This is a genomic window from Proteus cibi, from assembly GCF_003144405.1.
Taxonomy (GTDB): domain Bacteria; phylum Pseudomonadota; class Gammaproteobacteria; order Enterobacterales; family Enterobacteriaceae; genus Proteus; species Proteus cibi.
Genome location: NZ_PENW01000011.1, coordinates 1 through 15,103 on the forward strand (window position 1 = coordinate 1; position 15,103 = coordinate 15,103).

Sequence of the window (15,103 nt, forward strand, 5' to 3'; positions counted from 1 at the left end):
AAAGGACTGAGTCCAGTTCAATACCGAACTCAGTCTTTACCTAACTAATTTAAACTGTCCAATAAATTGGGGTCAGTTCAACAGAAGGTGATTTTTTGTTTTTCTCATCTTTACTTAATCAACGACGGCTAATTTCATCAAATATTCCCCCTGTCACAAAATGTATTTTCTGGGCAGATTGCCAATCACCAAAAACATCATTAAGTGTAAAGAGTTCTAGTTTTGGAAAACTGCTTTGGTATTTCTCTGCTATTGCTTTATCTCTGGGGCGATAATAATTTTTTGCCGCGATCTCTTGTCCTTCAGGTGAATAAAGATAGTCTAAGTACGCTGTGGCAATTTCTCGTGTTCCTCGTTTATCAACAACCTTATCAACTACCGATACCGTAGGCTCTGCAAGAATAGATACTGATGGAGTGACTATCTCAAACTTATCTGCCCCTAATTCATTAATCGCTAATAAAGCTTCGTTTTCCCATGCAATCAAGACATCACCAATGCCCCGTTCAACAAAAGTATTAGTCGCGCCTCTTGCACCTGAATCTAATACTTCCACTTGCTGATAGAGTGCTTTAACGAAGGCTTTGGCTTTTTCACTATCTTGATGATTAGCTTTTAATCCATAGCCCCATGCTGCAAGATAGTTCCATCTCGCGCCACCAGAGGTTTTAGGATTTGGCGTGATGATAGAAACACCCGGTTGAATCAATGAGTTCCAATCTTTAATTTGTTTAGGATTTCCTTTTCTGACTAAAAATACGATAGTGGATGTGTAAGGAGCTGAGTTATCAGGCAAACGTGTTAGCCACTGCTTATCTATACGCCCTCTTTCTGCTATTGCATCAATATCATAGGCAAGAGCCAATGTGACAACATCTGCCTCAATACCATTGATAACTGATGTCGCTTGCTTTCCTGAACCACCATGTGATTGACGGATCGTCACTTTATCACCTGTTTTTTGCTCCCAATACTGACTAAATGCTTGGTTATACTGCTGATAAAGCTCTCGCGTGGGATCGTAAGAGACATTCAATAATTGAATATCTTTAGCCCATACGGTATTGGAAAAAAGTAACGTCGCTAAAACAGTTGATAATAAGCCCCATTGTTTAAACATAGCTATCCACCCTTTATCGTTAAGTATTTAACTAGGCTGACAGAAAGTGTTATCACGATGAAATAACAAAAAACCGATGGATATACACAACGGGAATATGACTAGCAATATAGGGCAATATAAGGGGATAAGAAGAAATAAAGGAGGATAGAAATAGCTAAATGAAATATTTTCACTCGAGAAGCTACTCTGACACAAAGAAAATGTATCAGAGCAGTTCACGAATAAGGATAGAACTCAGAAAGGCTCTGGTATTGCGGAAAATCTATTAATACAGTTTTTTCGCTGTCTCATACCAGTCTGCTTTAAAGACACGTTTCATATTCATAACCGCATCAATAATATCATGGTGAACCAGTTTTTCGTTTTGAATACCGACACAACGACCGCCATAGCCTTCTAATAGCAGTTGTACAGAGTAAGCACCCATGCGAGAAGCAAGAATACGGTCGTAAGCAACTGGAGAACCACCACGTTGGATATGACCTAATACCGTTGCACGCGTTTCATGTTTAGTTTCAGCTTCAATAAAACGTGCTAACTCATGCACATCACAAACGTGTTCGGTAATAGCGACGATTGCATGGCGTTTACCACGTTCAATACCCGCTTTGATTTCTGCCAGCAATTCATCACGATTAAAAGGTAATTCAGATTCAGGCAGAACAACAAATTCACAACCCCCTGCGATTGCCGCAGACAGTGTTAAGTCACCACAGTAGCGTCCCATCACTTCCACAATAGAGATACGTTTGTGAGAAGTTGAGGTATCACGTAAGCGGTCAATTGCTTCAACGGCTGTTTCTAATGCAGTGAAATAACCGATCGTGTAATCCGTACCAGCAACATCATTATCGATTGTGCCCGGTAAACCGATACATGGAAAACCTGCTTCCGTTAATTTTTTTGCACCGAGATAAGAACCATCACCACCAATAACGACTAAGGCATCAAGCTCATTTTGTTTCATGTTTTCAATGGCGACAGCACGCACATTGTCTTCACGAAATTCAGGGAAACGAGCAGAACCAAGGAATGTACCACCACGGTTGATCATGTCTGACACGCTAAAACGGTCGAGTTTTTTCATGCGATTTTCATATAGCCCCATATAGCCATCCATAATCCCATAAACCTCTAAACCTTCGCTTAGTGCGGCACGAACAACACCACGGATCGCGGCATTCATACCTGGTGCATCACCACCACTTGTTAAAACCCCAATTCTTTTGATCCTATTGACCATGATTACCTCTGATTCTTATTCGATGTAATTATTGCAAAATTGTTGGAATAACTTTTTATTTCAATACCGGCTTATCTGGTGTAATTTTCCGACATTGCAAATGCTGAATTGATTCAACAATACCATTGTACGCATATTTTTTACCAGTTCATCATTATCGTACATTTTTTTTCATAAACTTGATGCGTATTAAACTAATCAAATAGCCTGTATAAAGATTATACTAGTCTATCTCAAATGTGTTTCACTAATAAGTTAACACTTTTTATACAGACACTTTACTGCCTTTTTGCATTCATCTCAAAAAAACGCTATTTATGCTAAAAAACAGCATCGGCATATTTTGATAAATATTCAGTTTTCGCTAATGTGATGTGCTATCTCGCGCTTACCTCTCTATTTTGTGATGTCTTCCTTCCAAAGAAACAAATGATCTAGGGTACATTTGTGACCAACAACAAAGTTCTCTGGTTGATTTACCGCTTTTCAATCTAGGCTGATACAGTGGATCTCACACTTAATAGGAGGTTTTATGTTTGATTTAACGGGTAAAATCGCTTTGGTTTCAGGTGGCGCAAAAGGCATTGGGAAAGGAATTGTCATTGCCCTAAAAAATAGTGGTGCTAAGGTTATCATTGCGGATATTGATGATGTTGCAGGTAATAAAACAAAACAAGAATTGGATGTTGAGTTTATGCACCTCGATGTCACTCATCAGTCCGCCTGTGAAGACGTGATTGATAATATTGTAAAAGAGTATGGCAAACTCGATATTCTTTGTTCCAATACCGGTATTTTCCCTCAAGCAACCATTAAAGAGATGACAGAAGCCGATTGGGATAAAATGCATACCGTAAACTTAAAAGGCATGTTCTTTTTAGTGAAAGCAGCGCTACGTGTAATGGAGAAACAAAAACAAGGTCGAGTGATCATTACCTCTTCCATTACGGGCGCGATTACTGGCTATCCGGGCTGGAGCCATTACGGTGCAAGTAAAGCAGGACAATTAGGTTTTATGCGGAGTGCAGCACTCGAATATGCACGTCATGGTATTACCATCAATGCGGTGATGCCGGGCAATATCCTCACTGAAGGTTTACAAGCCCAAGGCGAAGCATATTTAAATCAGATGAAGGCTTCTATCCCAACACACACGTTAGGTGAACCTGAAGATATCGGCTACGCCGCTGCATTCTTTGCTTCAAATGAAGCAAAATATATTACAGGCCAGACAATTATCGTCGATGGCGGACAGATTTTACCTGAATCTCCAGAGGCGTTGTTGTAGGTATTATCAACAAGCTTCTAAAATATATTAGAAGCTTGTATGTAACATATTGTGAAATCTTAAAACTAACTATTTACCACATCATCAAATTGTTCGACAAATAAATCAAAATCCATAGTCATTTTTGACCATGATAATGCGTTGATACTAAATAAGTTATAATTTTCTACTATCTTTTCTATGGCATCAACACAATCATTTGGTAATAATAATTTGGGTTCAACCAAATTGTCAGTTTCTGGATCATATATAGGATTATCAAAATTAATAGATAATCCAGTCAAAACAGAATATTGTTCTAGTGTTAATTGCGGTTTCAAACCAATACCACAATAGTTATCTTTTATTGCTTCCATTTGACCATCTATTTTAGGAAAAACAACAGGTACACCATTTGCTAAAGCTTCAATACAAGATAATCCGAATGCTTCTGTTATAGGAGTACTCAAATAGATATTTATATTATGATAAAAATCGGATAACTCACTCTGGTATCCTAAAAAATCAACATATTTATTTAACTTTAGCTTATTAGCTAACTCTTTTAATTTTGATTCATCCTCACCAGAGCCAGCTATAATAAGCTTCGTATTTATTCCCTTATTTAAAAGTTGTTTTAATACCAGTAATGATATACCTATACCTTTTAAACCAACTAATCTAGATGCGGTACCCAATACAATATTTTCTTTATTATATAAAAATTTTGGCTCGCTTTTTATAGGAAGATCTAATTTATTTAATATAACTTTTATATCTTTATTAAGACCATACCTTAATTGCATAACTCGTTTAGATGCATTACTATTTGATATAAATCCATCTACCTTACTAAAAAAAGACATTGTCCTTTCATTTCTCGGGTATCTCCATCCACACCCACAATCATAATAAAATAGCTTTCCACATTTAGGTTTGGTAATTAAGTTTGGAATAAAATCCCAAACAATAATAGCATCAGCATTCTGTTTTTCTATTTTTTTTATAAGTATCTTTTTTCTATAAAATGATGGCCATTTAATTTTAAAAGAATTAAAAATCCTATTCACAAATAAAATATCTTCTTTAACAAATTGCTCCTCTATTCTTTCATCGATATTATTACTAACACACATAACTATATTGTTATGCTTACTCTTATTTAAATATTTAATAAATCTTTTTNATCTTCTTTAACAAATTGCTCCTCTATTCTTTCATCGATATTATTACTAACACACATAACTATATTGTTATGCTTACTCTTATTTAAATATTTAATAAATCTTTTTTCAACACCACCGAAACCTTGTAGATTAATCAAATGTAGTACTTTCATATAATTCCAAACTTATACAAGATAGTAAAAATATCGGATCCCATCCTAACATATCCAAGAAACTTATGAACAAAAAAAAGCCCCTCTCCAGAGGGGCTGCAAAAGACAGGGATGGTGTCTATGGCAAGGAAAAAACTTCGTTGTTGCTACTTACTCTCTAACTAGGTACTACTTTACTACACTCTTACTTCATTACTGATTCTGTTGAACTTGTTGGTCAAAATATGACATTTGCTGTTGGTAATTCTTTTCCAACTGCGCTTTCTGTTCTGGGGTTAACAACTGATACATTTGGTTATGGACTTTTGCCATTTCAACATGACGTTCAATTGCTTGCTTATCCATATCTTGCATCTGTGCTCTTACAGCGGCTTCATCAAATTGAGATGCAGTCACTAATTTATGCATATTCTCATGATGCTGACGGAAATTTCCGTTGTATCTATCTTGATGATGCTGGCGCATTAAATCGCGCATTTGAGTACGTTGTTGCTCAGTTAAGGTGATACCGTTAAACATACGTGACTCGCCATAATTGCGATCCATCATATGTCCTCGTTGTCCGCGGTGACCTCTATAATCACGGTCGCCATGCATTCCATAGCCATAACCGCAGTGATAATTACCATTATACTGTTGCTCAGTAGGCGGATTGGTATTTGCGGTTTCAGCTAATACCATCGTCGGAGCTGCTAAAAACATTGATGCTAGTGCAACTACTGCTACTTTACGCATTGCTTCACTCCTAATTCGGTAAATTAATACCGACCTAATTAATACGACCTCAATGTGTATAATTCATATGTGTAATTCTTTGCTATGTGGATTACTATACCGTTGCGGCTGCAAACTAGCGTCAGAGCGTGTAAAAGAACGTAAAGTCATAGATTCGCGCTATTTATTATCGTATTTTTCTCTTGGAGGAATTGACGAATGCATAAAATCTTATTAGTGGATGACGATCGCGAATTAACATCGCTATTGAAAGAACTACTTGAAATGGAAGGCTTTAATGTTGTAATCGCCTCTGATGGCGAACAAGCACTTAAACTTTTAGATGCTTCTATCGACTTGTTATTACTGGATATCATGATGCCACGTAAAAACGGGATTGAGACACTCAAAGAGTTACGCCAAAATTTCCAGACCCCTGTCATTATGTTAACGGCAAGAGGTAGTGATCTTGACCGAGTGCTTGGCTTAGAGCTAGGTGCTGATGACTATTTACCAAAACCTTTTAATGATAGAGAACTAGTTGCACGTATTAGAGCTATTTTACGTCGTTCAAACTGGAGCGAACAAAAACAGACTGATAGCAATACATCTCCAACATTACAAGTCGATAAGCTACAACTTAATCCTGGTCGACAAGAAGCAAGCTTTGATAACGAACCGTTAGAACTAACTGGAACTGAGTTTACCTTGCTTTATCTTCTCGCTCAGCATTTAGGACAAGTCGTATCTCGTGAACATCTAAGCCAAGAAGTCCTTGGCAAGCGTTTAACACCGTTTGATAGAGCGATTGATATGCATATTTCTAATTTACGCCGTAAATTACCAGAAAGAACAGATGGACAACCTTGGTTTAAAACGTTACGTGGCCGCGGTTATCTAATGGTTTCAATAACTTGATAAATATTCTTTATGATAAATAGTCTGTCAGCGCGCATTTTCGCAATATTCTGGCTGACGCTAGCCTTAGTTCTCGTGCTAGTTATGATGGTTCCAAAGCTGGACTCGCGCCAGCTTACCCCTCTTTTAGAGAGTGAATACCGTCAAGGCGTTATGCTAGAACAACATATCGAAGCGGAATTAGCGCAAGATCCCGCCAACGATCTCCTTTGGTGGCGTCGATTAATTCGTGCCATTGATAAATGGGCACCTCCTGGCCAACGTTTAATTATTGTGACGAGTGAAGGCCGGATCATCGGTGCTCAACGTAATGAGATGCAAGTTGTCAGAAACTTTATTGGTCAATCTGATAACGCCGATCACCCTAAAAAGAAAAAATATGGTCGTTCAGAGATGTTAGGACCCTTTTCGGTAAGGGATGGTGAAGATCATTACCAACTTTATCTCGTGCGCCCTTCAAGTAGCCCTCAATCTGACTTTATCAACTTATTATTTGATAAACCATTATTGTTACTTATATTCACCATGCTTATCAGCACACCCTTATTAGTATGGCTTTCTTGGAGCTTAGCAAAACCCGCAAGACAGCTTAAAAATGCGGCTGACGATGTGGCTAAAGGTAACCTACGCCCTCACCCTGAACTAGAAACGGGTCCTCAAGAGTTTTTAGCAGCAGGCACAAGTTTTAATCAGATGATAGGTGCCCTTGAACGTATGGTAGAGGCTCAACAACGTCTGATCTCTGATATTTCTCACGAACTACGGACACCATTAACACGCTTACAATTAGCCAGCGCATTGTTACGTCGTCGTAGTGGAGAGAGCAAGGAGCTAGAGCGTATTGAAACTGAGACTCAACGCCTTGATGGTATGATTAATGACTTATTGGTTCTTTCCCGTAATCAACATAAAAACGAGTTATTACGCGAGACCGTAAAAGCCAATGAATTGTGGGATGACATTTTAGATAATGCTAAATTTGAGGCGGAACAAAGTAATAAGACGCTACAAGTGACAACACCTCCTGGAGCATGGCCTATTTACTGCAATCCTTATTCACTGGCGAGTGCATTTGAAAATATCGTTCGTAATGCCTTGCGTTACTCCAACTCTCGCATTGAAGTCGCATTCACAGAACAAAACCAAGGGATCACCATTATTGTGGATGATGATGGCCCAGGTGTGAGCCCTGAAGATAGAGAGCATATCTTCCGACCGTTCTATCGCACTGATGAAGCAAGAGATCGTGAATCAGGAGGCACAGGCTTAGGATTAGCGATTGTTGAAACTGCCGTCAGCCAACACAGAGGTCATGTTAAAGCTGATGATAGCCCATTAGGTGGGTTAAGAGTTGAGATTTGGTTGCCAAGAGCGGGTGCAGGTAATAAATCGCCAACGGCTTAATAGAGTAATTAAACTGTTGTATCAAAATATACTGCCATCTATTGAAGAATAGGTGGCATATTCTTTTTGTTAGCATCTAATGATGCAATTCAGAATGATCTGGCTGAATCGACCGCTATTCCGATATTTATATATCTACAATCAATGCTAAAATACCCAGCAATTACTTGACCGTCTGGTTTGAAGAGTCTACTCTCAGTGCGGTTTTTCGCATATTGTTAAAGTATGCTTATATAATAAAACTCTTATGTTACATATAGATAAGGGTTTTTCGAGATGAATTTTGGCGCTCTGGGGGCCGTAAACCCAGTGCGGTAGCTATACTAAATATGAATATATTACATATTACTAGAAATATCCCTATAAAAAGCTTAGATGGTAATCCTATAATTCTTAATATTTTAAAGGAATTAGAAAAGCGAAACATTCATCAAAAAGTGTTATTTCCCGCAGAATACATACCTAAGCTTCCTTTTTTACCCCAAAGATATAAAATTTTTTCTAATCTAAGAAGAACAGCCTATATAGATAGTAATATACAACTTTTATTTTATAATTTTATTAGGCTTCCAAAGTTTTATGAATTCTCTTTATCTAGTCTATATATAAATAAGAATACTTACAATTTTATTAAAAATATAGATATTATCCATGCTCATTATATTTTGCCCGATGGGTTAATAGCTTATAAACTAGCAAGGAAAAAAAATATAAACTATGTTGTTAGTATTAGACAGGGCGATATAGATAGAATAAAGAAAATAAAACATTCAGGATTTTATTTTCAGCTATATAAAAAGGTCTTAGAAAATGCATCTTTTCTTATCGCCATTAACCAAAGTATAAAAGAATATATAAAAAATATTTTTAATATAGATGTGGTTTGTATTCCACATGGCATTAGTAAAGATAAGTTTCCATCAACACTCCCTATAAAGAATAGAAATGAGATAATAATAACAACCTGCGCTCAATTAATAAAAAGAAAAAATATAGATTGGGTAATTGAAGTATTTAACAGATTAAATATACATGAAAAAAAAATGAGGCTTAACATTGTTGGTGATGGCCCATTATATGAAAATCTTTCATCTATAAAAAATGAAAAAATTCACTTCCATGGTTGGAAAAAAAATGATGAAGTTCTAGAAATATTAAGTAATAGCGACATTTTTATATTACCAAGTGATAATGAAACATTTGGAATGGTATATATAGAAGCCGCGATTAATGGGTGTGTTATTATTGGGAAAAAAGGTACAGGAATAGACGGATATTTAGATTCTAACAATGGAGCATTTTTTATTTCATCTCAAGAAGAATTATATTCTGTTCTTAAAGATTTAATTGAAAATCATACATTACTTGCAGACTTAAAAGCTAAAATATATAAAAAAGCCCAAGAATCCTTTTCTTTAGAAGAAATAATAACGAAGTATATTAATATTTATGAAGAAATTAAGTAACTTTACCATTCTGACAATTATATTTTTTATATTTTTATTCTCTTATGAAAGTTTTATATCTATAAAATATTCATATATGGGTTTTTTAAATAAATTTTCTTTATTTGATTTTTTCATCTCATATAGCTTGTTAAATTTTTGTTTTATATACTACATCTTCATAAAAGACGATTTTAATCGATTAATCTGCTTCTTTATTATAATATTTAACACTATTCCAAATAGTGTTTTATACTCCTATCAGCTCTCAACCATTGGCATAATAACATGGTCGTTATTAGCTATCCCAATAACAAATATCATCTTAAATCTTACTATTGGCATTAAATTTAGAAAGATAAAACTAACAGAAAGATCTATTTTATTTCTTTTATTTTCCCTTATGTTGCTTTGTTTAATCCCTGTCATTTTAGCACATGGTATAAAATTGAATTTCAATGTTTTTTTATTTAAAGATATATATGATATAAGAAGAGAGTCTAGACTATCTAATACATCATTCTCTGTATATGGTTACTTTTGGTTAGCTAAAGTAATATGTCCAATAAGTATTATATATGCATTGGAAAAAAAGAATAAATTATTATTTATTATATCAAGTATAGTACTACTATACTTATTTATGACTACCGCGCATAAATCAGTATTTCTTACCCTTTTTGTTATTTTAGGCTTTTATATTGGCGCCAATAACTATAATGAAAAATATTCTCAAATCACAAAAGCAACACTAGTATTATTTTTAGTAATATTGTTTTTAAGAATAATAATTGATTTTGAAGAACCAGAGTCCTTATTAATACGTAGATTATTTTTCATTCCATCACTATTAAATTATTATTTTTTTGATTTTTTCCAATCCTCTTTTACTTATTATTCCAATTCATATTTATCAATAATTATAGATTATCCTTTTGATAAAACAATTCCTCAATTAATTGGGAAAGCCTATTTTAATAGTGAAGAAATGAGTGCCAACAATGGGTATATTAGTGATGGATACGCTAACTTAGGGCACTTAGGCGTCTTTATAAATATATGCCTAGCTAGTATAGTGTTTAAAGTTTTAAAGAACTCTCACTTCCCGCCTAAATACTTTGGTTTGATTTTTATAACAATATATGCCATTCAAGGTAGTGCTTTTTCAACATTTCTATTTACTCATGCTGGAATCTTAATCTTAATCTTAGCACCTATATTATTCAATAAAAGAAATGAAAAATAAAATTTTAAAATTATTATTAGGCCCTGTATTTGGTCATGGGATAACTTTCATTCTAACACCTTTTTTTATGAGTAAATACACACCTAATATTTTTGGCGATTACGCTTTCTTTATTTCTTTAATTGGTTTGTTTTTAGCTATATCATGCCTTCGTTTTGAAGCTATATGTCTTGTTTGCAGAGATAAAGAGTTAAATAATATAATTAATTTATCATTGCTTTCTATAGCTTTCGTCTCTCTAATTATTTTTTTAATTACTTTCTTAGTAAAATATAAATTTTCATTTTACCTATCTATAGCTATATTCTCTCAAGCTATACAAGTTTTTATTTCCAATCTATTGTTAAGAAACAATAAACATTATCAAGCATCAATTATTAGATTTATATTTATCAGCTCCATTCCTATACTACAATTAATATTAGCGATACATGATTATCCTGAAGGTCTTATAGTAGGATATTTTTTATCATCTATTTTACTTTCTATCTTATGCCTTATTTATTTAATAGTACTAAAAAGAGGATTAAGAAAAAAAACGAATTTATATAAATATATATTTAAAAAATACAAAAGCTATTACACAACCAATAGCATATCCAGCCTAATAAATAGTTTTTCCAGCCAGATACTACCAATTAGCATACAATTCTTATTCGGTTCTTATGTATTAGGATTGATAAATATCATGCAACGTTTATTTATCAATCCATCCAATTTTATTCTAAGAATAATTATGCAGGTTTACAATAAAGAATTTTCAGAAAAACTAAGAAAGAAAAAATTAAAATTAGCATCATCTTTATTTTATAAAACTAGTATTTATTGTTTTGTTATAAATATTATAATATTTTCATTTATCTACTTTTTTATAACATTTGCACTTACAGCATTCAATAATGAAGCAATGAATAATTGGGTTGAATTAAAAATATACTTACCACCTATATTACTTCTTTGTATAGTACAAGGTGCGGTTATTCCTGTATCACAATCATTGACATATCTAGAAAAACATAAATATCAATTATATTTTGAAACTATAAAACTACTTATTTTTATATCTTTAATAATCCTTTCAAAATATATGAACTATTCTTCAACAGTATATATATACTGCTATTTAATCTACAGTGTAATTTTTTATATTATTTTATATTTTAAAATAGGGGTATATCTTAAAAATGAAAAAACAAAATAATGTTGACATATATTTTAGGACTCCTAGGCAATGGATAAAAAATTTAGCTATTAAGTTAGGTTGTAATTATTCCAAAGAAAAAACAAAGCAAATGTTTGAGAAAAAAGGGCTAAAAGAAAAAATATTAGATTTTTCTAAATCAATACCATGGCTTCCTCCTTTAGAATGGCTAATCCCATATCATTTACTTACTTCAATTCCAAATAATACTCAATTAATTGTAGAAACTGGTTCTAAACTTATACTTACTAAAAAAAATCATATTGTTTATGTAGAATGCGGTATTGGATTATTTTCTTACAACACGAAAAAAATCAATAAAATAAATTTATTTTTCTTCAAAAATTTAATAAAAAAGAAGAATTTTAAAGGGTTCGTTTTTTATTCTGAAGCGTCAAAGGAATCAACTAAACAAATTTTCATTCAAGCTAAAATAGAAAAGTCATTTGAAGATATCAATTTAGGAGTTATATACCCTTATTCATCAACAGAAAATATAATTATTTCTAATAATACATTTATATCAACATCACCACCTATAAAATTATTATTTTGCTCAAGCAGTTTTAAGCTAAAAGGCGGAAGAGAAGTCATTCAAGCTTTTGAGGATTTGAAACATTTAGATCTTGAATTATATTTAGTTACAAATGAAGAAATAATAAATAATCTATCTACTAAAAATTTTAAAAACATCAAGCTCATCCCATTTGGATTATCAACAAACGAGTATTTAGAGTTAATAAATAGTATAGATATAATTATTCACCCGACATATTTTGACACTCATGCCTTATCTTTGCTTGAAGCTATAAAATTAAAAAAACCATCAATAGCAACAAATACATTTGCAATTTCCGAGTATATTATAGATGGTATTACTGGGATTTTAATAGAAAATAGATATCACCCATATAGTGACTCTAAGAATCCCAATTTTTCAGGAAAAGCTCTCGATTATGCAAAAAAAATAGAAAGAATGGATATTAACTCTCACTTAATAGAAGATATCAAAAAAGCTATTGAAATATTGTATTCCAATATAGATTCATTTAATGAAAACTGCCTTAATGAAAGGAAACCAGAATTAAATGATGAATATATACTTGAACAATGGGAAGCTATATTCAAAAAAACACAATAATTTTGATATTATTATACAAAAAATAAGGTATATAAAATGAAAATCACCATCTCCGGTACCGGCTATGTCGGTCTATCTAACGGAATACTTCTTTCCCAAAACAATAAAGTTGTTGCGTTAGATATTAATAAAGAAAAAGTAGAATTACTTAACAAAAAAATCTCGCCAATTACAGACAAAGAAATTGAAGAGTTTTTAGCAACCAAAGAGCTCGACTTTACAGCAACCTTAGATAAAGAATTCGCTTATAAAGATGCCGAATTCGTTATCATTGCTACACCAACCGATTATGATCCTAAAACGAACTATTTCAACACCTCTTCTGTAGAGTCTGTCATTCGTGATGTTTTAGAATATAATCCCAATACTACAATGATTATTAAATCAACTATTCCTGTTGGTTTTACTAAAGAGATGAGAGAGAAATATAATACGAATAATATTATTTTCTCCCCTGAGTTCTTACGTGAAGGTCGTGCACTTTACGATAACTTATACCCTTCTCGTATTGTGATTGGTGAACAATCAGAAAGGGCTCAAAAATTTGCTGACCTTTTACAACAAGGCGCACTGAAAAAAGATATTGATGTTCTATTCACTGATTCCACAGAAGCAGAAGCAATTAAATTATTTGCTAATACTTATTTGGCATTACGTGTTGCTTACTTTAATGAGCTAGATAGCTACGCTCAAGCTTACAACCTAAATGCCAAACAAATTATTGAAGGTGTCTGCTTAGATCCGCGTATTGGTAATCACTATAACAATCCATCATTCGGTTACGGCGGTTACTGCTTACCAAAAGATACTAAACAGCTCTTAGCCAACTACGACTCTGTTCCTAATAATATTATTAGTGCAATCGTGGAAGCAAACCGCACTCGTAAAGATTTTATTGCAGACTCTATTATTGCAAAATCGCCAAAAATCGTCGGTGTGTATCGTTTAATTATGAAATCAGGTTCTGATAATTTCCGCTCTTCTTCTATCCAAGGCATTATGAAACGCATTAAGGCCAAAGGAATTGAAGTAGTGATTTATGAGCCAGAAATGAAAGAAAAAACATTCTTTAACTCAAGATTAATTCGTGATTTAAATGAATTTAAATCAATCTCTGATGTTATTATCACCAATAGAATGTCATCAGCACTAAACGATGTTGAAGAAAAAGTTTATACTCGTGACCTCTTTGGTAACGATTAATTATATATTTATCTTTAAGATTAGGCTGTAGTTCTGATGTTATCCAAAAATACTAATTTTTTAATATCTATCATTATGCCATCCTATAATTCAGGAGAGTATATATGTAAGTCTATAGATTCTGTACTGAGACAAACCTATAAAAATTTTGAATTAATCATTATTGATGATTGTTCTAATGATAATACTATTGAAATAGTATCTTCTTACAAAGATGAGAGGATCAAAGTATTAAAAAATGAAGCTAACCAAGGTGCTGGAATTACTCGTAATAAAGGATTATCACTTGCTAATGGGCGTTTTATTTGCTTTTTAGATAGCGATGATTATTGGCGAGAGAATAAGTTAGAAAAACAGCTTAATTTTATGTTATCTAATAAGATAGATTTTTGTTTTTCTGCTTATGATAGAGTTTCTGAAGATAACACTTTTATCTGTAAAATTGGGGTTCCTGAAAAAGTAAGTTATTCAGACATGCTAAAGGTCTGTTCTATTGGTTGTTTAACAGTAATGTTTGATAAAGAGAAATTTAATGATTTTTCAATGCCATCAATAAGAAAAAGACAAGATTATGCTCTCTGGCTAAAACTACTGAAACAAACACCTTATGCCTACGGGATAAATGAGTCTCTTGGTTATTATAATATAAGAGAAAATTCAATCTCTTCCAATAAACTTAATGCAGCAAAGTATCAATGGCGAATTTATAGAGAAGAAGAAAGATTAAATATCTTTCATTCTATTTATTATTTCTCTCACTATGCTTTCAACGGTTTTTTTAGATCTAAATTTCCATCTTTAGCTAAAAAAATAGGTGTTTTAAAATAACACTCATTTTGAATACCCAGTATTAGGCTTT

13 protein-coding genes are annotated in these 15,103 nt (G+C 33.0%); 9 read left to right on the top strand and 4 right to left on the bottom strand.

The genetic code is table 11. The features are described 5' to 3' along the window. Positions 1–118: 118 nt before the first annotated feature. Positions 119–1,120 (bottom strand): sulfate ABC transporter substrate-binding protein, encoded by a 1,002-nt coding sequence (locus DK865_RS06715; RefSeq protein WP_109391499.1) that lies wholly within the window; start codon positions 1,118–1,120, stop codon positions 119–121. 268 nt (positions 1,121–1,388) lie between these two features. Further along, complete coding sequence (gene pfkA, locus DK865_RS06720; RefSeq protein ID WP_023583426.1) at positions 1,389–2,366, bottom strand: 6-phosphofructokinase; 978 nt, start codon at positions 2,364–2,366, stop codon at positions 1,389–1,391. A gap of 532 nt (positions 2,367–2,898) precedes the next feature. On the opposite strand from pfkA, the gene fabG reads away from it, so the two are divergent. Continuing rightward, positions 2,899–3,654 carry a 3-oxoacyl-ACP reductase FabG gene (gene fabG, locus DK865_RS06725; RefSeq protein WP_109391500.1) on the top strand — a complete coding sequence of 252 codons (756 nt, stop codon included), beginning with the start codon at positions 2,899–2,901 and terminating at the stop codon, positions 3,652–3,654. Between the two features lie 65 nt (positions 3,655–3,719). Here the strand turns inward: fabG and DK865_RS06730 are convergent, their stop codons facing one another. Next, on the bottom strand, positions 3,720–4,769 hold the full coding sequence (locus tag DK865_RS06730; RefSeq protein ID WP_109391501.1) for a glycosyltransferase: 1,050 nt from the start codon (positions 4,767–4,769) through the stop codon (positions 3,720–3,722). 395 nt (positions 4,770–5,164) lie between these two features. Continuing rightward, complete coding sequence (cpxP, locus tag DK865_RS06735) at positions 5,165–5,707, bottom strand: cell-envelope stress modulator CpxP (protein WP_023583424.1); 543 nt, start codon at positions 5,705–5,707, stop codon at positions 5,165–5,167. Between the two features lie 198 nt (positions 5,708–5,905). Between cpxP and cpxR the strand changes: the two genes are divergently transcribed. From cpxR to DK865_RS06775, 8 genes are all read left to right on the top strand, one after another. Then, positions 5,906–6,604 (top strand): envelope stress response regulator transcription factor CpxR, encoded by a 699-nt coding sequence (gene cpxR, locus DK865_RS06740; RefSeq protein ID WP_023583423.1) that lies wholly within the window; start codon positions 5,906–5,908, stop codon positions 6,602–6,604. Positions 6,605–6,616: 12 nt separating this feature from the next. Beyond that, the gene (gene cpxA / locus DK865_RS06745) at positions 6,617–8,008 is read left to right on the top strand and encodes an envelope stress sensor histidine kinase CpxA (RefSeq protein WP_109391502.1); all 1,392 of its coding nucleotides are present in this window, start codon (positions 6,617–6,619) and stop codon (positions 8,006–8,008) included. A gap of 329 nt (positions 8,009–8,337) precedes the next feature. Next, positions 8,338–9,474 carry a glycosyltransferase family 4 protein gene (locus tag DK865_RS06750; protein WP_109391503.1) on the top strand — a complete coding sequence of 379 codons (1,137 nt, stop codon included), beginning with the start codon at positions 8,338–8,340 and terminating at the stop codon, positions 9,472–9,474. Next, complete coding sequence (locus DK865_RS06755; protein WP_109391504.1) at positions 9,458–10,699, top strand: hypothetical protein; 1,242 nt, start codon at positions 9,458–9,460, stop codon at positions 10,697–10,699. Before DK865_RS06750 ends, DK865_RS06755 begins: the two co-directional genes overlap by 17 nt. Further along, positions 10,689–11,900, top strand: coding sequence for a lipopolysaccharide biosynthesis protein (locus tag DK865_RS06760; protein WP_109391505.1), 1,212 nt, complete (start codon positions 10,689–10,691; stop codon positions 11,898–11,900). Before DK865_RS06755 ends, DK865_RS06760 begins: the two co-directional genes overlap by 11 nt. Next, the gene (locus tag DK865_RS06765) at positions 11,884–13,041 is read left to right on the top strand and encodes a glycosyltransferase (RefSeq protein ID WP_109391506.1); all 1,158 of its coding nucleotides are present in this window, start codon (positions 11,884–11,886) and stop codon (positions 13,039–13,041) included. The genes DK865_RS06760 and DK865_RS06765 overlap by 17 nt, the downstream gene beginning before the upstream one ends. A gap of 36 nt (positions 13,042–13,077) precedes the next feature. Beyond that, positions 13,078–14,244 (top strand): nucleotide sugar dehydrogenase, encoded by a 1,167-nt coding sequence (locus tag DK865_RS06770; RefSeq protein ID WP_109391507.1) that lies wholly within the window; start codon positions 13,078–13,080, stop codon positions 14,242–14,244. 36 nt (positions 14,245–14,280) lie between these two features. Further along, positions 14,281–15,072 (top strand): glycosyltransferase family 2 protein, encoded by a 792-nt coding sequence (locus DK865_RS06775; RefSeq protein WP_109391508.1) that lies wholly within the window; start codon positions 14,281–14,283, stop codon positions 15,070–15,072. Positions 15,073–15,103: the final 31 nt, after the last annotated feature.